This is a genomic window from Streptococcaceae bacterium ESL0729 (assembly GCA_029391995.1).
GTDB lineage: Bacteria > Bacillota > Bacilli > Lactobacillales > Streptococcaceae > Floricoccus.
The window spans coordinates 692,607-716,690 of record CP113924.1 but is presented as its reverse complement, the minus strand read 5'-3'; the positions used below and the strand labels follow the sequence as shown (position 1 = coordinate 716,690).

At 40.3% G+C, this 24,084-nt stretch carries 22 protein-coding genes; 4 read left to right on the top strand and 18 right to left on the bottom strand.

Annotation, left to right across the window (positions count from 1 at the left end; translation table 11 throughout):
* Positions 1–73: 73 nt before the first annotated feature.
* From OZX68_03615 to OZX68_03605, 3 genes are all read left to right on the top strand, one after another.
* Positions 74–424 (top strand): iron-sulfur cluster biosynthesis family protein, encoded by a 351-nt coding sequence (locus OZX68_03615; GenBank protein WEV61329.1) that lies wholly within the window; start codon positions 74–76, stop codon positions 422–424.
* Between the two features lies 1 nt (position 425).
* Positions 426–2,075, top strand: coding sequence for an NFACT RNA binding domain-containing protein (locus tag OZX68_03610; GenBank protein ID WEV61328.1), 1,650 nt, complete (start codon positions 426–428; stop codon positions 2,073–2,075).
* 203 nt (positions 2,076–2,278) lie between these two features.
* Positions 2,279–3,259 carry an L-lactate dehydrogenase gene (locus OZX68_03605; protein ID WEV61327.1) on the top strand — a complete coding sequence of 327 codons (981 nt, stop codon included), beginning with the start codon at positions 2,279–2,281 and terminating at the stop codon, positions 3,257–3,259.
* A gap of 640 nt (positions 3,260–3,899) precedes the next feature.
* On the opposite strand, the gene OZX68_03600 is transcribed toward OZX68_03605, so the two are convergent.
* The 11 genes from OZX68_03600 to OZX68_03550 all read right to left on the bottom strand — a co-directional run bounded on the left by OZX68_03600 (position 3,900) and on the right by OZX68_03550 (position 14,315).
* Positions 3,900–4,133, bottom strand: coding sequence for a hypothetical protein (locus OZX68_03600; GenBank protein ID WEV61326.1), 234 nt, complete (start codon positions 4,131–4,133; stop codon positions 3,900–3,902).
* A gap of 35 nt (positions 4,134–4,168) precedes the next feature.
* Entirely contained in the window at positions 4,169–5,113 is a 945-nt protein-coding gene (locus OZX68_03595) for a tyrosine-type recombinase/integrase (protein WEV61325.1), read from the bottom strand.
* A 98-nt stretch (positions 5,114–5,211) separates the two neighbouring features.
* Entirely contained in the window at positions 5,212–6,168 is a 957-nt protein-coding gene (locus OZX68_03590) for an ABC transporter permease (GenBank protein ID WEV61324.1), read from the bottom strand.
* Positions 6,168–7,232, bottom strand: coding sequence for an ABC transporter permease (locus OZX68_03585; protein ID WEV61323.1), 1,065 nt, complete (start codon positions 7,230–7,232; stop codon positions 6,168–6,170). The genes OZX68_03590 and OZX68_03585 overlap by 1 nt, the downstream gene beginning before the upstream one ends.
* Before the next feature lie 30 nt (positions 7,233–7,262).
* Positions 7,263–8,786 (bottom strand): ABC transporter ATP-binding protein, encoded by a 1,524-nt coding sequence (locus OZX68_03580; GenBank protein WEV61322.1) that lies wholly within the window; start codon positions 8,784–8,786, stop codon positions 7,263–7,265.
* Positions 8,787–8,938: 152 nt separating this feature from the next.
* Positions 8,939–9,997: a BMP family protein gene (locus OZX68_03575; protein WEV61321.1), complete on the bottom strand. Its 1,059-nt coding sequence runs from the start codon at positions 9,995–9,997 to the stop codon at positions 8,939–8,941.
* Positions 9,998–10,235: 238 nt separating this feature from the next.
* Positions 10,236–11,285: a BMP family protein gene (locus OZX68_03570; GenBank protein WEV61320.1), complete on the bottom strand. Its 1,050-nt coding sequence runs from the start codon at positions 11,283–11,285 to the stop codon at positions 10,236–10,238.
* A gap of 103 nt (positions 11,286–11,388) precedes the next feature.
* Positions 11,389–11,787, bottom strand: coding sequence for a cytidine deaminase (locus OZX68_03565; GenBank protein WEV61319.1), 399 nt, complete (start codon positions 11,785–11,787; stop codon positions 11,389–11,391).
* Complete coding sequence (gene deoC / locus OZX68_03560; GenBank protein WEV61318.1) at positions 11,777–12,442, bottom strand: deoxyribose-phosphate aldolase; 666 nt, start codon at positions 12,440–12,442, stop codon at positions 11,777–11,779. The genes OZX68_03565 and deoC overlap by 11 nt, the downstream gene beginning before the upstream one ends.
* On the bottom strand, positions 12,442–13,725 hold the full coding sequence (locus OZX68_03555) for a pyrimidine-nucleoside phosphorylase (GenBank protein ID WEV61317.1): 1,284 nt from the start codon (positions 13,723–13,725) through the stop codon (positions 12,442–12,444). Before OZX68_03555 ends, deoC begins: the two co-directional genes overlap by 1 nt.
* Entirely contained in the window at positions 13,722–14,315 is a 594-nt protein-coding gene (locus OZX68_03550) for a class I SAM-dependent methyltransferase (protein WEV61316.1), read from the bottom strand. The genes OZX68_03555 and OZX68_03550 overlap by 4 nt, the downstream gene beginning before the upstream one ends.
* 235 nt (positions 14,316–14,550) lie before the next feature.
* Here OZX68_03550 and coaA point away from each other — a divergent pair, with 235 nt between their 5' ends.
* On the top strand, positions 14,551–15,474 hold the full coding sequence (gene coaA, locus OZX68_03545; protein WEV61315.1) for a type I pantothenate kinase: 924 nt from the start codon (positions 14,551–14,553) through the stop codon (positions 15,472–15,474).
* A gap of 45 nt (positions 15,475–15,519) precedes the next feature.
* Here the strand turns inward: coaA and OZX68_03540 are convergent, their stop codons facing one another.
* The 7 genes from OZX68_03540 to purL all read right to left on the bottom strand — a co-directional run bounded on the left by OZX68_03540 (position 15,520) and on the right by purL (position 24,084).
* Positions 15,520–15,828 carry a metalloregulator ArsR/SmtB family transcription factor gene (locus tag OZX68_03540; GenBank protein ID WEV61314.1) on the bottom strand — a complete coding sequence of 103 codons (309 nt, stop codon included), beginning with the start codon at positions 15,826–15,828 and terminating at the stop codon, positions 15,520–15,522.
* 153 nt (positions 15,829–15,981) lie between these two features.
* Positions 15,982–17,247 carry a phosphoribosylamine--glycine ligase gene (purD, locus tag OZX68_03535; GenBank protein WEV61313.1) on the bottom strand — a complete coding sequence of 422 codons (1,266 nt, stop codon included), beginning with the start codon at positions 17,245–17,247 and terminating at the stop codon, positions 15,982–15,984.
* 13 nt (positions 17,248–17,260) lie between these two features.
* Positions 17,261–18,805, bottom strand: a complete 1,545-nt coding sequence (gene purH, locus OZX68_03530) for a bifunctional phosphoribosylaminoimidazolecarboxamide formyltransferase/IMP cyclohydrolase (GenBank protein ID WEV61312.1) — start codon at positions 18,803–18,805, stop codon at positions 17,261–17,263.
* 10 nt (positions 18,806–18,815) lie between these two features.
* Positions 18,816–19,385, bottom strand: coding sequence for a phosphoribosylglycinamide formyltransferase (gene purN / locus OZX68_03525; GenBank protein ID WEV61311.1), 570 nt, complete (start codon positions 19,383–19,385; stop codon positions 18,816–18,818).
* Entirely contained in the window at positions 19,382–20,428 is a 1,047-nt protein-coding gene (purM, locus tag OZX68_03520) for a phosphoribosylformylglycinamidine cyclo-ligase (protein ID WEV61310.1), read from the bottom strand. Before purM ends, purN begins: the two co-directional genes overlap by 4 nt.
* Before the next feature lie 9 nt (positions 20,429–20,437).
* Positions 20,438–21,877, bottom strand: a complete 1,440-nt coding sequence (gene purF / locus OZX68_03515; protein ID WEV61309.1) for an amidophosphoribosyltransferase — start codon at positions 21,875–21,877, stop codon at positions 20,438–20,440.
* Positions 21,862–24,084 (bottom strand): phosphoribosylformylglycinamidine synthase subunit PurL, encoded by a 2,223-nt coding sequence (gene purL / locus OZX68_03510; GenBank protein WEV61308.1) that lies wholly within the window; start codon positions 24,082–24,084, stop codon positions 21,862–21,864. The genes purF and purL overlap by 16 nt, the downstream gene beginning before the upstream one ends.

Here is a 24,084-nt window from a genome sequence, read left to right as displayed (position 1 = left end):
TACCTAAAAGCAAGTCCTCACGCAAGAAAATTCGTGCCTAAAGTGATAGAATGAGGGGGTAAGGGAGGTATTTATGTATTTAAAAATGACTGAAAATGTACAAGAAAAAATTAATAAAATGATTGGTGACCAGCCTGCAAAACTAATCTTTGACATGGATGATGGAAATGGAATTCATTCCAGAAAGGGTTCATGTTCGCTCTTTAATCACTTTAGAATCTTGATTGTAGATCCTGACTTTGTAGACCCTGTTTATGATGAAGAGATGGATAGTGATTTAGGGTCTATGGCCTTTAAAGGCTATTCAAAGAATTATCTATCTGATAAAATGAAGCTATCACTCGAAAATTACAGGCTTTTCTTAACATGTGACTATGAAAGTCTTGATCGTAATTTCGAAATAATAGATTTTAGGAATAAATAACATGGCTTTTGATGGTATTTTTCTCCACTATATGACCTCTGAACTCAGGAGTAGTCTGACTGGTGGACGAATTCAAAAAATAAACCAACCCTTTGATAAGGAGCTGGTTTTAACAATTAGGGGGAATGGTAAGACCCACAAGCTTCTTTTGTCTGCCCACCCAAGTTTTGGTCGTATTCAGCTGACCAAGACCATTTTTGAGAACCCAAAGACTCCTACAACCTTTGTAATGATTTTGAGAAAGTACCTAAATGGTGCTCTCATTAACAGTATCGAGCAGGTTGAAAACGATAGGCAGATTATCTTTGAAATTTCCAGCAAGAATGAAATCGGAGATGCCATGGAGATTGCCCTAATCTGTGAAATTATGGGTAAACATTCAAATATTCTTTTGGTTGATCGAAAATCAAACAAGATTCTTGAATCAATCAAGCATGTGGGATTCTCGCAAAATGCCTACCGGACCATTCTTCCAGGAAGTACCTATTTGGCACCACCTAGTGACAGTAAGATTAATCCTTTTACTGTAAGTGATGATAAATTATTTGATATCTTAAATACTGAGGATAATTTGCAGAAGGCCTTTCAAGGTCTAGGACGAGATACGGCAATAGCCCTTGAAAAAAGGCTTCTTCCCAATGAGAAGATAAAGTCCTTCCATGATTTTATCAACAATCTATGCCCATCTCTTTATCCCTCAAGTGACAATTTTTCGGCCCTCAAATTAGCCGATGATTATCTAGCTTATGATAATCTATCTGAGCTTTTAGATGCCTATTATTCAGATAAGGCTGAGCGTGACCGGGTTCGCCAGGTAGCAAGCGAGGTTATCCGTAAGGTTGACAATGAGCTTAAAAAGAACCGCCAAAAACTCAAGAAACAAGAGCGTGAACTTAAGGCAACCGACAAGGCTGAAAGCTTCAGGCAAAAGGGAGAGCTTCTTACAACCTTCCTCCATCAGGTACCAAACAACAAGGATTCTGTCATCCTTGATAACTACTATGACGGCCAAAAGATTGAAATAGCTCTAAATAAGGCCTTAACGCCCAACCAAAATGCTCAAAAATACTTCCACAAGTATCAAAAGCTAAAGCAGGCAGTTAAATATCTCAACAGTCAAATTGAACAGACCAAACGGGCTATTTTATACCTGGAAAGTGTTGAAAATTCCCTGGCCCAGGCTGACTTATCCGAAATCGCTGAAATCAAGGAAGAGTTAATCCAAACAGGCTATATTAAACTTAGAAAAAGGGATAATAAACGCCAGAAACTTAAGGATCCTGAGCGATATATCGCAAGTGATGGAAGTCTAATCTTAGTTGGGAAAAACAACCTGCAAAATGAGCAGTTGACCCATAAGATTGCCCGGAAAAATGACCTTTGGTTCCATGCCAAGGATCTTGCAGGAAGTCATGTTGTCCTAAGAGATAACCCTAGTCCAAGTGATGAGGTCGTTACAGAAGCTGCCATGCTTGCTGCCTATTTCTCTAAGGCAAGAATGTCAAACCTGGTCCAAGTTGATATGATTGAGATTAAAAAATTAAATAAGCCTGCTGGCTCTGCTCCAGGTTTTGTCACCTATACTGGCCAAAAGACCCTTCGGGTTACACCTGACCTTGAGAGAATCAAGGAAATGAAGGATGAAAGCTAAACCTATCATCCTAGCATTATGTATGGTGTTGCATTATAAAGTGAATTGTTTATAACAATTTTTTGAGGCTGTCTTTAAAATCTACTTAAAATCTTTGTTAATCGAATGACAAAGCATAAACGAAGTGGTATAATTGACCTGTCTGATGGTTTTTCTCCAAGAACCATCCAAATTAATCTAAATTTAATAGAGGAGATTTAAAAATGACTGATGTTAAACAACACAAAAAAGTAATTCTTGTTGGTGATGGAGCTGTAGGTTCATCTTACGCTTTCGCACTTGTTAACCAAGGTATCGCCCAAGAACTTGGAATTGTTGATATCTTTAAAGAAAAAACTGTAGGGGATGCTGAAGACCTTAGCCATGCTCTTGCTTTCACTTCACCTAAAAAAATCTACGCTGCTGACTACTCAGACGCACACGATGCTGACCTTGTAGTTCTTACAGCTGGTGCTCCTCAAAAACCAGGTGAAACTCGTCTTGACCTAGTTGAGAAAAACCTACGTATCAACAAAGAAGTTGTTACTAAAATCGTTGAAAGTGGATTCAACGGAATCTTCCTAGTTGCTGCTAACCCAGTTGACGTTCTTACTTACTCAACTTGGAAATTCTCAGGATTCCCTAAAGAACGCGTTATCGGATCAGGAACTTCTCTTGACTCAGCTCGTTTCCGTCAAGCTCTTGCTGAAAAAGTTGGAGTTGATGCACGTAGCGTCCACGCATACATCATGGGTGAACACGGAGATTCAGAATTCGCAGTTTGGTCACATGCTAACGTTGCTGGTGTTAAACTTGAACAATTCCTACAAGATGTTGAAGGAATCGATGAGCAAGGTCTTGTTGACCTATTCGTATCAGTACGTGATGCTGCTTACTCAATCATCGAGAAAAAAGGTGCTACTTTCTACGGTATCGCTGTAGCTCTTGCTCGTATCACTCAAGCAATCCTTAACGACGAAAATTCAGTACTTCCACTTTCTGTATTCCAAGAAGGTCAATACGGAATTGATGACGTATTTATCGGTCAACCAGCTGTTGTTGGTGCTCACGGTATCGTTCGTCCAGTTAACATCCCACTTAACGACGCTGAAACTCAAAAAATGCAAGCTTCAGCTAAACAACTTAAAGACATCATCAACGAAGCTTTCAGCAAAGAAGAATTCGCTTCTGCAGCTAAAAACTAATCGTCATTCGATAACTAACATTAACCTCTCTACTTGTGTAGGGAGGTTTTTTATTGTATTTTTTAGAATCTACTTCATTTATCTCTCTTCTGCATTTTACAGATTGATTTTTTTGTATTATCAACTTTATTTAAGAAAAGAAGAAAAAAGTTGAAAGTTTACATTTTAATATAAGTATTTATTATTTTGTGCATTTAATTTAAATATTTAATTTATTTTATATATTTAAGTTTTTTACTAATTGATTTTGTAAAATAATATATATTACATATCTTAATTTTGGTTTTCTTTTCTACTTCCGCTAATGCTTATTTGCGGAAGTAGATGTTAATTATAATATTTATTTTTAAATATATTTAATATAGTTAATTTTTTTATTATTTTAATTAATATATTTTATATATTTAAGTATATTAATAATATTTATATTTTAAGAAAATATTTTATAATTTTTGTAAATGTTGAAGGCAAAAAAATATTTTCTTAAAAAATTGGGCTAGATGACAAAGATCAATTGTTTTGGCCCAAAAATAAAACTTCCATCATTTCCCTCTGCATTTTTTAGCAAAATCAAAAAATTTAAGAAAAAATGGCTGAAAGGTAAATAAAGATCAAAAAAAGCACTAGCTTATACTAATGCTTAAAAAATAATTTCATCCCATAAATCATCTGGTATTGATTGAAAGGGAGTATTGGTTGCTATAGCATTTTCAACATCCTCATTCATTCTCCTAACTCCATCTTTCAACTCATTCGGATAACTTGCAATATTAACAGGATCCCACCAACCTATGATTTTATCAGGCATGTCCCTTTTAAAATGGCTCTTATATTTATGTTTTATTTCTTCAACTTCTTTAAAAAGTTCTTCCATCTACATCACCAATCCTTCAAAATTGTACAGATCCATCAAAAAATAGAGTTCGATATTCCGTCACTGCAACCATTTTTATCGCGGTCAAGGGCATGGTTGTAAATCATGGTTGTGTTGAGACTTGAGTGTCTGGCAAACTGCTGTACTTCTGTTATATCATGTCCTGCAAGGAGGGCTAGGGTTACGGCAGTATGTCTGAGGCTGTGGGCTGTTAGTCGTTCGCTATTATAGCCTGCTTCTTTCATAATTTTTTTAGCAATAGTTGAGATTGACCTAGTAGTAAGTCGCTTACCACGACTGTTATTACTGGTGGAAGCAAAAAGTGGGCTGTCTTCGCCTAAATCCTCACGCTTGGCCAAGTAATCCCTAATGGCCTTTTCGACAGGAAGAGAAACCTTGATGTATTCGGTCTTCTCCTCCCGCCCCTTACCTTGGACATAAAGAACAGTATTACGACCCAAAATTCTTAAATCCTTAACATCGGCCCTTGAAACTTCAACAGTCCTCAAACCACCTGTAATCATCAAAGAAAAGATGGCATAATTCCTAAGACCCTCTTCTGTATCTTGCTTGATACTTCCAATGATGTGCTTAACCTGCTCAGCTGTGAGATAGTCCTTTTTGTGGTTTTTATCAAGCTTTGCTCCCTTAATCCTGTCAGCAATATTGGGATAAATCCCCTCTTGAGCCGTCCACTGGAAGAAAATCCTTGCTGCCATAATATAGTTTTGAACAGTTGTAGGCTTAAGTCCACTATCCTTAAGTCCCTCTCGGTAGGCCAAAATATCAACTCTTTGCGGATTTTTTATATTATTTAAGGCAAAATATTTGAACATCTGCCTAAGAGCCTTGGTGTAAGTTTCAATTGTTTTGGGACTTGTATCCAGGTAGCTTATGAAGCTCTCAAGGACATTGGCAGTGATTTCATTTGAAAGCAGGAGCTCTCTTCCTTGATGACTTTCTATTTTTTGAACTTCCACGTGACTACCTCCTCTGCTATTTTAAGTCTATTATAACCATTCAATCCATAAAGATAAATAAAAACCAACAAATTTTTGAAGATTTGTTGGTTCTACTTTTATTTTGATTTGATGTAGTTAACACCGTTAGCTTTTGGTCCTGTTGACTTACCAAGGAAAACTGCAAGAACGACAATTGTAAGAACGTAAGGTGCAATTTGCAAGTAAACAATAGGAACATTAGCAAATAGTGGAAGCTGACCACCGATTACTGACAAGCTTTGAGATAATCCAAAGAAGAGACTGGCAAGCATGGCTCCGATTGGATTCCACTTACCAAAGATCATAGCTGCCATGGCGATGAAACCTTGACCTGCGATTGTTGTCCCGCTGAAGTTAACCGAGATTGACTGAGCAAAGATTGCTCCCCCAATTCCTCCAAGAAAACCTGAAATCATAACTCCTAGGTAACGCATTTTATAAACGTTAATTCCAAGAGTATCAGCCGCTTGAGGGTTTTCTCCCACACTTCTTAGACGAAGGCCAAAGCGTGTTTTAAAGAGAACATACCAGGCAACAAAGGAAATCAGGATGGCCACATAACCCACAAGGGATGTTTTTTCAAAGAAAATTGGACCAATAACAGGAATTTTTGCAAGGACTGGGAAGTCATAGTAACCAAAACTCTCTCTAATGTTATCAGTTTGTCCCTTCCCGTAAAGGATTTTTGTTAGGAAAACGGCTAATGCTGGTGCCATCAGATTAATTACTGTACCGCTGATAATTTGGTTGGCACGAAGAGATACTGATGCTAGGGCATGGATTAGTGAGAAAAGAAGACCCACCACTCCTCCAGCCAGGCAGGCAATCCAAGGAGTAGCTGCACCAAGCTGGTTTGTAAAAGTTAGGTTGAAGACGATGGCTGAGAAAGCTCCCATGACCATGATACCTTCAAGACCCACATTAACAACTCCTGAACGCTCAGAGAAGGTTCCTCCAAGACTTGTTAGAATCAAGGGAGTTGCATAGATGAGCATTGATGAAATCAATAATTGAAAGATAGTTATTAAATCCATTATGCCTTACCTCCTTTTTCCTTGAAATTTGGGATTATTTTTTCAATTACATATTTAATCCCCACAAAGAAGATAATACTTGCAATAACAATACTTACGATTTCTGGTGGAATTCCTGTCTTGTTCATTCCTGGTGCCCCAACCTTTAGGATAGAGAAGAGGAATGATGAGAAGAGGATTCCAAGGGGGCTATTTTGTCCCAGAAGGGCTACAGCCATCCCGTCAAAACCAATGGATGGACTAGATGGTTGAACGAAGAAGTTTTGGAAGGTTCCAAGTCCTTCGATTGTACCTCCAAGTCCTGCAAGAGCTCCTGCGATAAGCATCGAGCTTACAACAATACGTTTACTTGACATACCAGCATATTCGCTGGCAAAAGGATTTAGCCCAACTGAGCGAATTTCAAAACCAAGAGTTGTTTTAGTCATCATAATGTAGACAAGGATTAAAACAATGAGGGCGATGAAAATCCCAATGTTCAAACGTGAATTATTGGTAATTGATGATAGCCACTCTGTCCTAAAGGTAGCATTAGCTCCAACCTGGAGGGTTGAATCCTTCTCAGCTAGAATATTTTTACTAAATTTATAGTGAATTAAATAAGTAGAAACAAAGAGAACAACGTAGTTAAGCATGATTGTTACAATAACTTCGCTGGTTCCAAGATAGGCCCTTAAAATCCCTGGAATAGCTGCGGCTAGAGCACCTGCAAGCATACCAATGATGATTAAAAGAGGAATCATAACAAGTCTTGGAATATCTGGGAAGCTTAGGGCAAACCAAACGCTTGCCATCCAGCCGCACAAGGCCTGTCCACTCATTCCGATATTGAAGAGTCCAGCTTGACTTGCGACCGCAAAACTCAAGGCCGTAAGAATTAGAGGCCCCATACTTCTAAAGATTTCACCGATACTTCTTGTTGTCCCAAAGGCTGAAGTTAAAAGATCTTCATAACCCCAAAGAGGATTATAGCCAAAGATTAGCATGATGATGGCCCCAAATAGGAAACCAAATAACACGGCCACCACTGGGACTAAGAATTTCTTCAAGTCAAATGTTTTCATAATAATTAAGACTAAGCGGAAGAAGAGATCTTACTTAGTCTCTCCTCCTTTCCCGCCAACCATCAGGATACCAAGCTCTTGCTTGTTGGTATCTTTTGGAGTAACGATTCCTTGTATCTTACCACTATGGATAACAGCTATTCTATCTGAAACATTTAAAATCTCATCTAGCTCAAAACTTACTACAAGTACAGCCTTTCCTTCATCACGTGCCTGAATCAGACGTTTGTGGATATATTCGATGGCACCAACGTCAAGACCACGAGTTGGCTGGCTGACGATAAGTAAGTCAGGATTTAAGTCAATCTCCCTAGCAATAATTGCCTTTTGCTGGTTACCACCAGATAAAGACCTTGCTGCTACAAGCTCACTAGCTGTCCTTACGTCAAACTCTTCAATCAACTCCCTTGCATGGGCATTGATTTCCTTGTAATTTAGGAAGCCGTGCTTGCTTAAAGGTGACTTATAGTAAGTTTGAAGGGCAATGTTTTCAGCTAGTGTCATGTCAAGAACTAAACCGTCACGGTGACGGTCTTCAGGAACGTGACCAACAGCCATTTCTGTAATCTTACGTGGCGTAAGGTTAGTTGCCTCATGCCCTTTAATCTTAATAAGGCCACTTTCAACCTTACGAAGACCTGTAATAGCCTGAATTAACTCACTTTGACCGTTGCCGTCAATACCTGCAATCCCAACAATCTCACCAGCTCTTACTGAAAGACTTAGGTTATTTACAGCAGGCACTCCGCGTCCCTCATTAACCACAAGAGAATCAATCTCAAGGACAACATCCCCTGGAGTCGACTCAATCTTATCAGTCTTAAATGATACGCTGTGTCCAACCATCATTTCAGCCAGTTCTTGGTTAGAACGGCCTTCAACGCTAACTGTATCAATCATTTGACCACGTCTAATGACAGTCACACGATCAGCAACCTCACGAATTTCATCTAATTTGTGGGTAATCAAAATGATTGATTTCCCTTCCTTAGCAAGCTCCTTCATGATTTGCATTAACTCACCAATTTCAGCAGGCGTTAAAACTGCTGTTGGCTCATCAAAGATGATGATATCAGCCTTACGGTAAAGAGTTTTAATAATTTCAACCCTTTGTTGCTGGCCGACACCAATATCTCTGACATAAGCATCAGGTGTCACCTCAAGACCATATCTTTTAGACAGGGCTTCAATCTCTTTAGCCGCATCCTTAGTATTGAGCTTTAGGCCTGATGTCTTTTCATCACCTAGGATGATATTCTCAGTTACCGTAAAGGCATCAATCAGCATAAAGTGCTGGTGGACCATTCCGATACCCAGTTTTGTAGCCTTGGACGGAGAGTCAATCTTCTCAACCTGACCATTTATTAAAATCTCCCCACTTGTAGGCTCTAAAAGTCCTGCAAGCATGTTCATAAGGGTTGACTTTCCGGCTCCATTTTCACCAAGTAAGGCGTGGATTTCTCCCTTGCGAAGGGTCAGATTGATATTATCATTAGCAACAAAATTACCAAAGACTTTTCTGACATTACGCATTTCAATAACATTTTCAGCCATTAATTTTTCCTCGTCTTTTTATTCCTACCATGGAAGTGATATCTGCTTTTCCATTTGCATAGATGATTATAATTATATCAAAATCCCTGGTTATTTGTAAGTAGTTTAGGCACACAAAAACGAGAATAATTCTCGTTTTCATGGTATTTTCATTATTTTTCTGGAACTTCTACTTTACCATCTTTGATTTCAGTACGAGCAGCGTCAACAGCTTTTTTAGCGTCAGCTGAAAGATTTGTTTCAACGAAGTCAACTGATCCGTCTTTGATACCAAATACTTCGTGTTTTCCACCAGGGAATTTTCCGTCAACTGTTTCGTTGGCAAGAGCCTTAACAACAGCACCTACACCCTTGATAGATGAACCTAGAACGAAGTTAGATTCTTTACCATCTTTAGACTTGTATGAACCTTCATCAGCTTGGTCACGGTCAACTCCGATTACCCAAACCTTGTCAGCTTCGTCTTTTCTTTCATTTTCTGATTTAGCAGCAGAGAAGACACCAGCACCAGTTCCACCAGCAGCTTGATAGATTACATCAACTCCACTTGCGTATTGAGCAGCAGCGATTGTTCTACCTTTTGAAGCATCAGCAAAGTCAGCAGCGTAGTCAACTTTTACGTCAATGTTTTTGTCTACTGATTTAACACCAGCCACAAAACCTTTTTCAAAACGAGTGATTACTGTACCTTCAACACCACCGATAAATCCTACCTTGTTTGTCTTAGTAGTTTTAGCAGCAGCAACTCCTGCAAGGTATGCAGCTTCTTGATCGGCAAATGTTGCACTTGCTACATTGTCTTTACCAGTAACTTCATCATCAATGATTACAAACTTAGTGCTTGTATTCTTAGCAGCAGCCTCTTCAACAGCCTTTTGAAGTTTGAAACCTACACCGAAGATTAGGCCATAACCGTCAGCAACTGCTGTGTCAAAGTTGTTGGCAAAGTCTGATTCATTTGTTGAAACAAAGTAAGTATATCCCTTATCTTTTGAAAGACCGTGATCTTTACCCCAAGCTTGCATTCCTTCCCAGGCTGATTGGTTGAATGACTTATCATCAACACCACCTGTATCAGTAATCATGGCAATTTTAAGGTCTGTTTTCCCCTCAGACTTAGCTGATGAGTCTTTTCCATCACGTGAACCACAAGCAGTAAGCGATAAGAGGGCTGTAGCTGCAAGACCAGCACCTAAAACACGTTTGTTCATAATAAAGTTAATCCTCCAAAAATTTATTCTTTCCTAGCTAATGATTGCTATCAATCACTTTCAAGTAAATTATAGTACATTATTTTTATTTTTACAAGATAATCTTAAGATTAATATATAGAAAACGTTTTCTAAAAGGGCAAAAAACGAACGTTTTTCATAAAAAGTTTCCAAGAGCCCCAAATGTTTACCATTTAACAAATTAAAAAGAGATTAGGAATTTTCCTAATCTCTTTTTTTATTTTTCTGGAACTGTAATTTTTCCATCTTTAATTTCAGTACGAGCATCTTCTACAGCTTTTTTAGCATCATTTGAAAGGTTTGTTTGAGCAAAGTCAACTGATCCATCCTTGATACCATAGGCGATGTGTTTTCCACCAGGGAAGCTGCCTTTAACTGTCTCATCACTAATGATTTGGATAACTTTTCCAACTTCCTTGATTGTTGAACCAAGAACAAAGTTAGATTCCTTACCGTCCTTAGACTTGTATGAACCTTCATCTTTTTGGTCGCGGTCAACTCCGATTACCCAAACCTTGTCAGCTTCGTCTTTTCTCTCATTTTCATCTTTAGCAGCAGAGAAAACTCCGTTTCCTACCCCACCTGCAGCCTGGTAGATTACATCTGCACCAGTTGCATATTGGGCTGAGGCAATTGATTTTCCTTTGGCAGCGTCTGAGAAGCTTGCGGCATAGTCAACTTTTACATCAATATTAGGGTTAACTGATTTAACACCTGCCACAAAACCTGCTTCAAAACGTTTGATTACAACGTTTTCCACACCACCGATAAATCCTACCTTGTTTGTCTTAGTAGTTTTAGCGGCAGCTACTCCTGCAAGATATGCCCCCTCTTGGTCGGCAAATGTTGCACTTGCTACGTTGTCTAGGCCGTCAATTTCATTATCAATAATAACAAATTTAGTATCTGTATTATTTTTAGCAGCATCTTCTAAATCCTTAGTCAACTTAAAGCCGATACCATAGATTAGGTTGTAGCCACTTGCTACTGCCTGGCTGAAGTTGTTGGCAAAGTCAGCTTCAGATCCTGAGTTATAATAGGTAAAGCCCTTATCTTTTGAAAGTTTGTGATCCTTACCCCAAGCTTGAAGACCTTCCCAAGCTGATTGGTTAAAGGAACGGTCATCAATACCTCCAGTATCGGCTACCATAGCGACTTTTACATCGGTATCACCTGATTTTGAAGCTCCACCATCACGAGACCCACATGCTGTTAAGGTTAAAACTGCACCAGTTGCAAGACTTGCTGCTAAGATTTTTTTGTTCATGAAATTGACTCCACCTTTTCCATTTCTATATGGCATAAAAATGCCTACAGGTAATAATTATATTACATTTATTTAACAATTACAAGAGTAATTTTGTAACATATCAACTTAATTCATCAAATTGATAGGGTAAAAGGTCGGTTATCATAATTTTTTTAACTTGGTTAGTATTAGAAATTAAATAAACTGGAAAATCACGGTCAAAGAATTCAACCATTACCTGCCTGCAAGCTCCGCAAGGTGAGATTGGTTTTGCAGCCTTGTCGCCGTAAACAGCAAGAGCAACAAATTCGCCCTTCTCCTGTCCCTCACTGATGGCCTTAAAAATAGCCGTTCTTTCAGCACAGTTTGTAAGGCCAAATGATGCGTTCTCAATATTACAGCCCTCGTAAATTTTCCCATCAATGGTAAGAAGGGCAGCCCCTACTGGAAAATCTGAGTAAGGAACATAGGCATTTTTACTGGCATTAATAGCAGCAGCTTGTAACTTTTTAATATCCATCGTTTGCTTTTTCACCCTCCATAATGGCAACTCCGGCACTTGTCCCAATTCTTGTTGCTCCAGCTTCAATCATCGCTTCAGCGTCAGCAGCACTGTAGATTCCACCACTTGCCTTAACACCCATGTCAGGCCCTACTGTATCACGCATGAGGCGGATATCTTCTACTGTTGCACCACCTGTAGAAAAACCAGTTGAAGTCTTAACAAAATCAGCTCCTACTTTTTTGGCAATCTTACAAGCTGTAACTTTTTCTTGGTCAGTAAGAAGGGAAGTTTCGATGATTACCTTAGTGAGGGCGTCACCACTTGCATCAACTACAGCCTTGATGTCAGCTTCAACTAAATCAAGGTCACCTGACTTAAGGGCACCAATATTGATTACCATGTCAACCTCATTAGCACCGTTAGCTACAGCATTTGAAGTTTCAAAGGCCTTGGTTTGAGGAGTATTTGCCCCTAGAGGGAAGCCAATAACTGTACATACTAAAACATCAGAGTCTTTTAGCTCTTGGGCTGCAAATTCTACCCATGTAGGATTGATACAGACACTCTTAAAGTCATATTTTTTAGCCTCTTCAATGATTTGGCTTACTTTTTCCTTGGCTGAATCAGCCTTTAAAACCGTATGGTCAATGTATTTGTTTAACTTAGTCATTACTTGATAATCTCCAAAATTTCTTTTATTTCTTTTTTATTAGGGCCAATCTTAATTGATGGACGAACGGCTTCAATATCAGATTGGGCCAGATTATTATTATAGTAGATAGTGAAGACTATGTCACCCACCTCTACTGCATGGCCAATTTTCTTTTTAAGGACAATTCCTGCATCCATGTCAATCTTATCAGCCTTTGTCGCACGCCCTGCTCCAGCCTTCATGGCCAAACGACCTAAAATATCTGCTGGAAGTTCTTCAATGAATCCTGCATGATCCGCCTTAAAGTCGTAAGAATACTTCGTTTTATTAAGCTTTCTACTGTCTATAAGGTCACCAGCTTGGGCTCTTATAAATTCATCGAATTTTTTAAGGGCAGCTCCATTAACCAGATGGTCATGAATTTCTTGCTCAGTCTTCTCAAGTCCTGAAAGGGCAAGCATAATCTTAGCCAGTTGGCAGATAAAGTCAGTTAATTCCTTACTACCACGCCCTTCCATGACCTCAATAGCTTCAAGTATCTCAAGCTTATTACCAATCGTATAACCCAAAGGCTCCCTCATATCAGTCAAGACAGCTACTGTATCACGCCCAACAGCCTTACCAAGATCAACCATGGTTCTTGCAAGAGTTTCAGCATCAGAAAGATTCTTCATGAAGGCTCCATCTCCAACTGTCACATCAAGTAGGATGGCATCAGCTCCTGCCGCAATCTTCTTACTCATGATAGAACTTGCAATCAAGGGTATAATATCAACCGTTGCCGTCACATCTCGCAGGGCATAAAGTAATTTATCAGCCTTAACCAATTCATCTGACTGGGAAATAATGGCAAGATTGATATCTTGAACCTGGCTAATAAAACGCTCCTCAGGAAGTTCAGTCTCAAAGCCTGTAATTGACTCAAGCTTATCAATGGTACCACCAGTATGACCAAGACCACGCCCGCTCATCTTAGCAACAGGAACGTCAAAACTTGCCACAAGAGGGCCTAAGATGATACTCACCTTGTCCCCAACTCCACCTGTTGAGTGCTTGTCAACCTTGACTCCCTCAATGGAAGAAAGGTCAATCTGCTTACCGCTATCAACCATGGCCATGGTTAAATGATGGGTTTCATCTGTAGTCATACCCTGAAAATAAATAGCCATGGCAAGAGCCGACATTTGATAGTCAGGAACAACACCCTTGGCGTAATTATCTACCAACCAGTAGATTTCAGCTTGATCAAGAGCATATCCATCCCTTTTTTTCTGAATAAGATCAATCATCCTATAAGTCATTCTTTTACACTCCTTAAGATAAAGTATCCTTTTTCCTTGGCAACAACCTCAACATTACCAAAGGTTTCCTCCATTTTCTTCTGAGCTGACGGAGCTCCTTGTTTTTTCTGGATGACAATTACAAGATCACCACCAGGGTTCAGATGGTCATAGGCTCCTGTTAGGACTGAATGAACCACCGCTTTTCCTGCCCGAATGGGTGGATTACTAACGATGTGATTAAATTTTTCTCCCAAAACTCCTTGGTAGACATCAGACTTAAGGATTTGAGCCTTGATTTGATTACTTGCAGCATTTTTTTGGGCAAGACCCAAGGCACGCTCATTAACATCAATTAAAGTTGGATTTACCCCGTATTTTTTTGCAAGGGTCAGGCCAATTGGCCCGTAACCACAACCTACATCAAGCAGGCTACTTCCCTCCTCCATGGAAACATTGTCAAGGAGGACACGACTACCAAAGTCAATCTGTGTCTTACTAAAAACACCACTATCAGTCAAAAATGACATGGGTACATCTAGTAAAGTTACCTTCAACTCATGAATGTCATGCTTGGCATCTGGATTTTCATCAAAGTACATTTTAGCCAACTACTTCAACCTCTTTCTCTTTTTTTAGCTAGGCTTAAATCTAGCTACCTGCATTTGCCCATTATAAATCTAGCTAGTAGTTAAGATAAGTTTAGCAGGTTCACAATTTATAAAAAACCACCAAAAAATCCACTAATCTAGCCATATCCTAAAGCAAATAACACTCATCTATTCTAACACATTTCTAACATATTATTTAACATGTAACCGTTTTTTGTGGTATTATTGGAAAGATATGAGAGAATTTATTAATTTTGACCGAATTGACCGTAAAGACTGGCAAGACTTGTATAAGAAGAGCATTCCTAAACTAACTGAGGCAGAACTTGAAAGCATTCGCTCCCTAAATGACCGCATAAATATGCAGGATGTAGTTGATGTCTACCATCCCCTGGTTCATCTTTTACGTATCTACCGAAAGAACCTGGATGATATGACCTTCTCAAAAGGGCTCTTCCTCCAAAAGATAAATGAAACTCCCACCCTGATTATTGGAATATCAGGAAGTGTTGCTGTCGGTAAGAGCACCACAGCAAGGCTAATGCAGACTCTCTTGGCCCGGGTTTTTAAAAACACCAAGGTTGACCTTGTGACAACTGATGGTTTTTTGTACCCCAATGCCTACCTCAAGGAAAACAAGCTCATGCACCGCAAGGGATTTCCAGAATCTTACGATATGGAAGCCATCCTTAATTTTTTATATGACATAAAAAGTGGGAAAAAATCAGTTTCAGTCCCCCTTTATTCGCATGAAATTTATGATATTATCCCTGATCAAAGGCTTGTCCTTGAAAAACCTGATATCTTGATTTTAGAGGGGATTAATGTCTTTCAGAATCAGCAAAATGATCTCCTCTACATGTCTGACTTCTTTGATTTTTCAATCTATGTTGACGCTGATGAAGAAGATATTGAAGATTGGTATTTGGAACGTTTCAACAGCCTCCTAGAGCTTGCCAAAAACGATTCCAAGAACTACTACCACCAGTTTGCCAAGTGGCCCAGAGAAAAAGCAGAAGACTTGGCCAAAAGCACCTGGCAGGAAGTAAATCTCGTCAACTTGAGGAATTATATTAGACCCACAAGAAATCGAGCTGATGTGATCCTTCATAAGTCATCTAACCACTTCATTGACACCATCTACCTTAAAAAATACTAGACAATTATAAAACCCATCCCCTTTTTAAAGAAAGGATGGGTTCTTTTATTTGGACATATGCTCAACGTGTTCAATGGTATCATTAATAACATGGGCTACATGCTTATCATCTAGTTGATAGTAGACTGATTTTCCCTCTCTCTTTGAGCTGACCAATTGCTCCTCCTTAAGAAGCGACAATTGATGGGACACAGCCGACTGTTCAAGGCCTAGGATTGAACCAATCTTTCCAACATTAAGTTCCTGCTGGGAAAGAAGGTGAAGAATCTGCAAACGAATGGGATTACCCATCAACTTAAATATTTTATTGGCCTCTTCAAGCGTTTTTGCATTAATTTTTTTTGCCTCAGACATACGAACCTCCATTCTTAAAAGTTCTCTAATATAGTAGTTATATTATACACCTTTGGTGTCCAATGTAAAACCTGGGAAATCTAGCCTTGGAATTAATAAAGACCATAATAAAAGCCACAAGGGATACTAACTACTCCCTTATGGCTTTTAAGCTTATAAATTCTTGGCTTGTGCCTTAAAGCCAATATCCTTACGGTAAAACATGTGCTCTAGTGGAGTTTCTGCTAGTAGGCCATAAATCTCAGCCTGAGCTTCTTCAAGACTTTCTCCTGAGGCTTGTAAGAGAAGAATTCGTCCACCATTTGCAGTAAGTTTCCCTGCCTGATTCTCAGCAACACCTGCATAATAAACATTAACAGAATCAGACTTAAAGTCAGGAAGAATCATTCCTTTCTTGTGAGTCCCAGGATATCCTTCGGCTGCAAGAACTACACCCAGGGTCACTTGATTATTCCAAGCCAAAAGAGGTTCCTTGTCGGCCAAAAGATTAGTGATAATATCAACCAGGCTACTTTCAAGCCTTGGAAGGACTACTTGGGTTTCGGGGTCACCAAAGCGGGCATTAAATTCAATGACCTTAGGGCCGTCTTGGCTTGCAATAAGTCCTGCATACAAGATACCAGTAAAGGGCGTGCCATTAGCCACCATGCCAGAGGCGGCAGGAAGAAGGACTTCTTTAATGGCAAGATCAACAGTCTCCTTAGAAATCTGGGGCACTGGTGAGTAGGCTCCCATCCCGCCAGTATTAGGTCCTAGATCACCATCATAGGCTCTTTTGTGGTCTTGAGAGATAACCATGGGATAAACCTTCTCATTTCTGACAAAGGCTAGTAGGGAGAACTCTTCTCCTTCAAGGAAGTCTTCAACGACAACCTTAGATCCTGATTGCCCAAATTTATTACCTTCAAGCATGTCTTCAAGAGCCTCTAGGGCCGTTGCCATATCCAAGGCAACAACAACACCTTTACCAGCTGCAAGCCCATCTGCCTTAATTACAATTGGGGCACCCTTTTCCTCGACGTATTTCTTGGCCTGATCAAGGTCTGTAAAGGTCGCATAGGCTGCTGTTGGAATCTTGTAGTTGTCCATGAGTTTCTTGGCAAAGTCCTTAGACCCTTCAATCTGAGCTGCCGCCTTATCTGGCCCAAAAATCTTAAGTCCTGCCTGCTGAAAATCATCAACAATTCCATTTGCAAGCGGGATTTCTGGCCCTACAAAGGTCCATGCTACATCATTTTTTTGAGCAAAGGCGATTAAGCTTGAGTGGTCATCTTCTGGAATATCAACAAGAGTAATTCCGTCTTTTTTCATACCGGGGTTACCCTTGGCACAAAAAACCTGAGTGACCTTATCATCTTCTAAAAATTTTTTAGCAAGGGCGTGTTCACGACCACCGCTTCCAATTACTAGTAACTTCAAAGCTAACTCCTTCTTAATGTCTAAAATGACGAACGTCAGTAAAGATCATGGCAATGCCGTATTTGTTAGCCATATCAATGGAATCCTGGTCCTTAATTGATCCTCCTGGTTGAATAATGGCTTTAATGCCATTTTCACCGGCAAATTCAACTGAGTCATCCATGGGGAAGAAGGCATCACTTGCAAGAACTGCTCCTTCAAGCTTACCGCTTTCTTGGGCTTGTTCAACAGCGATTTTAACTGAACCAACACGGTTCATTTGACCTGCACCGATACCTACTGTTTGCTCCTTACTAGCAAGTAAAATGGCATTTGATTTAACATGCTTAACAGCATTCCAAGCAAATTCAAGGGCTTCAAGCTCTTCATTGGTTGGTTTACGGTCAGTAACGACATGCCAATTTTGAACGAGGTCACTTTCTGGCAAGTCTTGGTCCTGAATCAAAAGGCCACCTAAGACAGAGACGGTCTCCCTATCACTTGTTTTAGTGCTTGAAAAATCAAGGGTTAACAGGCGGATATTCTTCTTACGACTTAAAATCTCAAGGGCTGCTTGGCTAAAGCTTGGTGCAATGATAATCTCAAGGAAGATTTTGCTCATTTTTTCAGCTGTTACACTATCAACCTCACGGTTTAAGACAATGATTCCGCCGAAGATTGAAAGTGGGTCTGCATCATAGGCTAGATCAAAGGCAGTATCAATGTCACAGGCTGTTCCAATTCCGCAAGGGTTCATGTGTTTTAAGGCTACGACTGTAGGTTTTGTATATTCACGAGAAATTTTGATGGCAGCATCCGCATCCTTGATATTATTATATGAAAGTTTTTTTCCGTGGAGTTGTTTAGCTTGGGCAATTGAGTAGGCTACCGGAAGGGGATTTTCATAAAAGGCTGCCCTTTGGTGGCTGTTTTCCCCGTACCTTAATGATTCTTTTAAATCATAGGTCAAAGTTAATTTTTCAGGTCTTTCAAGACCAACTTTTTCAGTCAAATAACCTGCAATTAAAGCGTCGTATGCCGCAGTATGTCTAAATGCCTTGGCTGCTAGCTTCTTCCTAGTTGAAAGGCTTGTTGCACCTTCTTTTGCAAGTTCTTCTAAAACTTTTTCATAATCAACAGGATCGACTAAGACAGTTACGTCCTGGCTATTTTTAGCAGCTGAGCGGATCATGCTTGGCCCACCGATATCAATGTTTTCAATGGCTTCTGCCTCTGTAACTCCCTCTTTGAGGATGGTTTCCTTGAAAGGATAAAGATTAACAACAACCAGGTCAATGGCCTGGATATCATTTTCTTCCATGGCCTTGAGGTGGTTTTCATCATCTCTTCTTGCAAGAAGACCCCCATGAATTTTAGGGTGAAGGGTTTTTACACGACCATCCATCATTTCTGGAAATTCTGTCACCGTATCGATGGCAATAGTTGCTAGACCAGCCTCATCGAGTGCTTTTTTTGTTCCACCAGTTGAGATGATTTCAAAATCAAGGCTTGCAAGTTTCTTGGCAAATTCTACAATACCAGCTTTATCAGATACGCTAATTAGTGCTCTTTTAGACAAAATATTCTCCTTATTTGTTGTTATTGATTAATTTTTCGAGGGTTTGGGGATATAAAATATGTTCAATTTGATGAATGCGGTTTTCCAAACTCTCTAGGGTATCATCTTCTTTAATTTCAACAACAGCCTGATCAATGATGGCCCCTGTGTCAATTCCAGCGTCAATATAATGAACTGTAACACCAGTATATTTAACTCCGTAGTCATAGGCATCACGGATACCATGAAGGCCAGGGAAGGCTGGTAGAAGTGATGGATGGATGTTGATTATTTTATTAGGGAAGGCTTCTAAAATGTCCCTTCCAATCAGACGCATGTAACCTGCTAAAATTAATAGATCAATTTCCTTGTTTTTTAAAAGGGTCAAAAGTTCTGCTTCGTAATCGGCTTTTGAGGCAAAGTCTTTGGGCGAAAAACTAAGGGATTCAATCCCAAACTTTTTGGCTCTTTCATGGACATAGGCATCTTTTTTATCTGAGAAGACAAGGGCAAGATTGCAGTCAAGCCTTCCTGCCTCTACAGCCTGGGCAATAGCTTCAAAATTACTTCCGCTTCCAGAAGCTAATACAGCAACCCTCATGCCTCATCTCCTAAGAAAACAACTGCCTGGTCAACTTTTTCAGTAACTGATCCAATTTGATAGAAGGGTGCATTAATCATAGCTAGTTGTTCCTTAACTGCTTCAAGTTTTGACGGATCAACTGCAAGGACCATTCCAAGTCCCATATTAAAGATTTCATACATTTCCATTGGTGGAATTTGACCATATTTTTCAAGGGCTTTGAAAATATTAAGGACTGGCCATGAACCAAGTTCAATTTGAGCAGCTAGATTGTCAGGTAGCATCCGCGGAATGTTTTCAAGGAAACCACCACCTGTGATGTGAGAGATTCCATCAACCAGATTATTTTTTACAAGAGGTAGTAGCTCTTCCACATAGATTTTTGTTGGTTCAAGTAGGGCATCAGCCAGCTTTTGACCATCAAGTTCAGGTAGAAGGCTAGTGCCTGAAAAATTGTTAGACTGGAAGAAAACCTTACGAACTAGGGAATAACCATTTGAATGGATTCCGCTTGAAGGAAGACCTAAAAGGACATGTCCTTCCTTGATTTTTTCACCAGTTACTAGTTGGCTCTTCTCAGCAATACCGACCGCAAAACCTGCTAGATCATAGTCGTCTACATCATACATACCAGGCATTTCAGCTGTTTCCCCACCAATTAAGGCAGCACCAGCTTGAAGACAACCTTGGCTTACTCCAGCAACAACCTGCTCTAAGCGTTCAGGAACATTTTTTCCTGTAGCAATATAGTCGAGGAAGTAAAGGGGTTCTGCCCCCTGGGCTACGATGTCATTAACACACATGGCAACACAGTCGATACCAATAGTGTCATGCCTATCTTCTTTAATGGCAAGCATTAACTTGGTACCAACTCCGTCTGTACCTGAAACAAGGACAGGTTCCTTAAGCTCGTACTGGCTTAAGTCAAAGCAGCCACCAAAACCACCAAGAGCTCCCATAACACCCTTACGTTCTGTACGTTTTGCGTGTTTTTTAATACGCTCAACTACCTCATAACCAGCTTCGACATCGACGCCAGCTTTTGCATATTCATTTGCCATGATTTCCTCCTAGAAAAATTTCGTTGTTTCTTCAAGTGACTTTTCATATTCTTCCTCGTAATCATACAAGGGAGTTGGGAAATCACCATTAAAGTAAGCCATACATAATCCCCCGTAAGGAGCATCATAGTCAAGTCCTACTGATTCGACTACACCGTCAACACTTAAAAAGCTAAGTGAATCTGCCCCAATATACTCACGAATTTCTTCAATGCTGTGATTGGCTGCAATTAATTCATGACGAGACTGAATGTCGATTCCGTAGAAGCATGGGTATTTAAGAGGGGGAGAAGCAATCCTCACGTGAACCTCTTTGGCTCCAGCTTCTTTAAGAAGTTTTACAATCCTACCTGATGTAGTCCCGCGGACAATTGAGTCATCAACCATGATGACCCTCTTACCTTCAACAACTCCACGCACAGCAGAAAGTTTCATACGAACACCCTGCTCGCGTAATTCCTGAGTCGGTTGAATAAAGGTTCTGGCTACATATTGATTTTTAACCAGACCAAGCTCGTAGGAAATACCAGATTCCTCAGCATATCCACTAGCCGCAGAAAGAGAAGAGTTTGGAACACCGATAACCATGTCTGCATCGACATAAGCCTCACGAGCCAAGGCCCGTCCCATATTTTTACGGGCAGTGTGGACATTGACACCTGCAATATTTGAGTCAGGCCGTGCAAAGTAGATATACTCCATCGAGCAGATTGATGGATTTACCTCATCTGTGAAGCTGTCGATGGTGATTCCTTGGTCATTAATGATGATAACCTCACCTGGATTGACATGCCTTACAAAGTCAGCACCAACTGAATCAAGGGCACAAGTTTCAGAGGCTACCACATAGGCACCACTCTTCATTTGACCAATTGATAGGGGTCTAAAACCATTTGGATCTAGGGCTGCATAAAGGGCGTCATCAGTCAGAAGAACATAGGCAAAGCCTCCCTTAACTGTATTTAATGACTCCTTAAGTTTACCCAGGAAGCTTTCTGCTTGAGACAGTCTGATTAGATGCATTAAAATCTCTGTATCAGAATTTGAGTGAAAGATTGCTCCTACCTCTTCAAGTTTACGGCGAAGACTTTTGGCATTTGTCAGGTTTCCGTTGTGGGCAAGAGCTACTTGTCCATCATAAAAATTAAAGAGGAAGGGTTGGATGTTGTCGACACTCCCATTACCAGCTGTCGCATAGCGAACATGACCAATGGCACTTTGACCGCTTAGTTGGTCAATTGTATTATCATCAGAAAAAACTTCTGACAGGAGGCCAAGATTTCTATAACCAAGTAATTTTCCTTGGTCATTTGAGACAATTCCTGCTCCTTCTTGTCCCCTGTGTTGAAGGCTATGAAGGCCAAAGTAGGTGATGCGACTTGCGTCATCATGCCCCCATACTCCGAAGACTCCACATTCTTCATTTAAACTTTTTACTTCATAAGACATGGAATTGCTTCCTCCCATAGGTTTTTAGCAGTCTTACTTGCTAGTGCTACTGTGTCATCACAGGCCTTGATGTTAATTTGTCCACTATCTGTTACACGACCAAGGTAGCTTGCCTTATCTCCTACTAGAGCTTCAAACCTAGCCTTGTTTTCTTCTTTGATTGAAAGAACAAAGCGGGACTGGCTTTCAGAGAAGAGATCCCTTGCTGGCATATTAACTTCAACATCTAAACCAAGACCATTTTTAAAGGCTGATTCAACCAGACCAACAGCAAGTCCACCTTCTGATAGGTCATGGGCACTGGCAAGAAGCCCCTCTTTGATGGCTGAAAGAACTAAATCTTGCATGGCTTTTTCATGAGCCAGGTCAAAGTCCATTAATTTACCTTCAATGCGGCCCAACTGCATTTTTTGGATTTCAGATCCATTGAAGTCAGCTTGAGTTTGACCAAGTAGGTAGATTAAGTCACCTGCTTCTTTAAAGTCTTGAGTTGTGATATGGTCCACATCTTCAATTAGTCCAACCATTCCGATTACAGGAGTTGGGTAAATGGCACGGCCATTTGTTTCGTTATACATGGAAACATTCCCTGAGATTACTGGTGTGTTAAGAACCCTACATGCTTCAGAGATTCCATCTGCAGATGTCCAAAGCTCCCAGAACCCCTCTGGCTTATCAGGAGATCCGTAGTTCAAACAATCTGTAATGGCAAGGGGTTGTCCGCCTGAGGCTACGATATTCCTTGCTGCTTCGGCCACTGCCATCTGTCCGCCAACCTCTGGATTGAGATAGAGGTAACGGGCATTACAATCGGTTGTCATAGCAAGAGCCTTACGGGTACCACGGACACGAATGACTGCGGCATCACTTCCAGGTCTAACAACTGTGTTGGTTAAAACTTGTGAGTCATATGTCTCATAAATTGATTTTTTAGAGGCGATGGTTGGTTGTTGGAGGAGTTCAATTAGGGTTGCTGTAGCATCCTCAACTTTAGGAAGGAAGTTTTCAAGCCCAGCAAATTCCTTAATACGGGCTGGCTCAACCTTGTCTTTCATGTATTCTGGTGCATCTTCTGCAAGGGCATCAACTGGAAGGTTTGCCACTTCAACTCCTTGGTGGAAGAGGCGATATTGACCGTCGTCTGTTACATGACCAATGGTTACAGCATCTAAATCATATAATTTAAAGAGCTCAACGACTTCTGCTTCATGGCCTTTTTTAACACAGATAAGCATTCTTTCTTGTGATTCTGAAAGCATCATCTCGTAAGGAGTCATGTTTGTTTCACGTTGGGGAACATCATCCAGGTAAAGTTTTAGACCGCTTCCAGCTTTTGAGGCCATCTCAGAACTTGATGAGACAAGACCAGCTGCTCCCATATCCTGGATACCAACTAGGATGTCTGAATGATTTAAAATAAGTTCAAGACAGGCTTCAAGAAGAAGTTTTTCCATAAAAGGGTCACCTACTTGAACAGCAGACCTTTGTTGTTCTTCACCTTCTACAAATTCTTCAGAGGCAAATGTTGCCCCGTGAATGCCATCACGTCCCGTTTTTGCTCCAACATACATGATTGAATTTCCAACACCCTTGGCTTGACCTTTTTGGATGTCCTTGTGGTCGATTAAGCCCACACACATGGCATTAACTAGAGGATTTCCTTCATAACATTCATCAAAGGCTACTTCCCCACCAACTGTTGGAATTCCGATACAGTTTCCGTAGCCTGAAATCCCTGCAACTACTTCTTCAAGTAGATACTTGGTGCGTGGATTGTTAAGTTCGCCAAATCTTAGGGAATCAAGGATGGCTAAAGGACGAGCACCCATTGAGAAGATGTCGCGGATAATTCCACCAACACCTGTTGCTGCTCCCTCATAAGGTTCAACAGCTGATGGGTGGTTGTGGCTTTCAGCCTTGAAAACGACAGCTTGTCCATCACCAATATCAACAATCCCAGCTCCCTCACCAGGACCTTGAAGTACTTGAGGGCCTGAGGTTGGGAATTTTCTTAGGACTGGCTTAGAATTTTTATAAGAGCAGTGCTCACTCCACATAACAGAGAATAGACCTGTTTCTGTGTAATTTGGCAGACGTTTTAGGATATCCTCAGAAATCATGCGATATTCTTCATCAGTCAGACCCCATTCAGCATAAATTTTCTTGTCTCTGATTTCTTCTGCTGTTGGTTCGATCATTTTTACCAT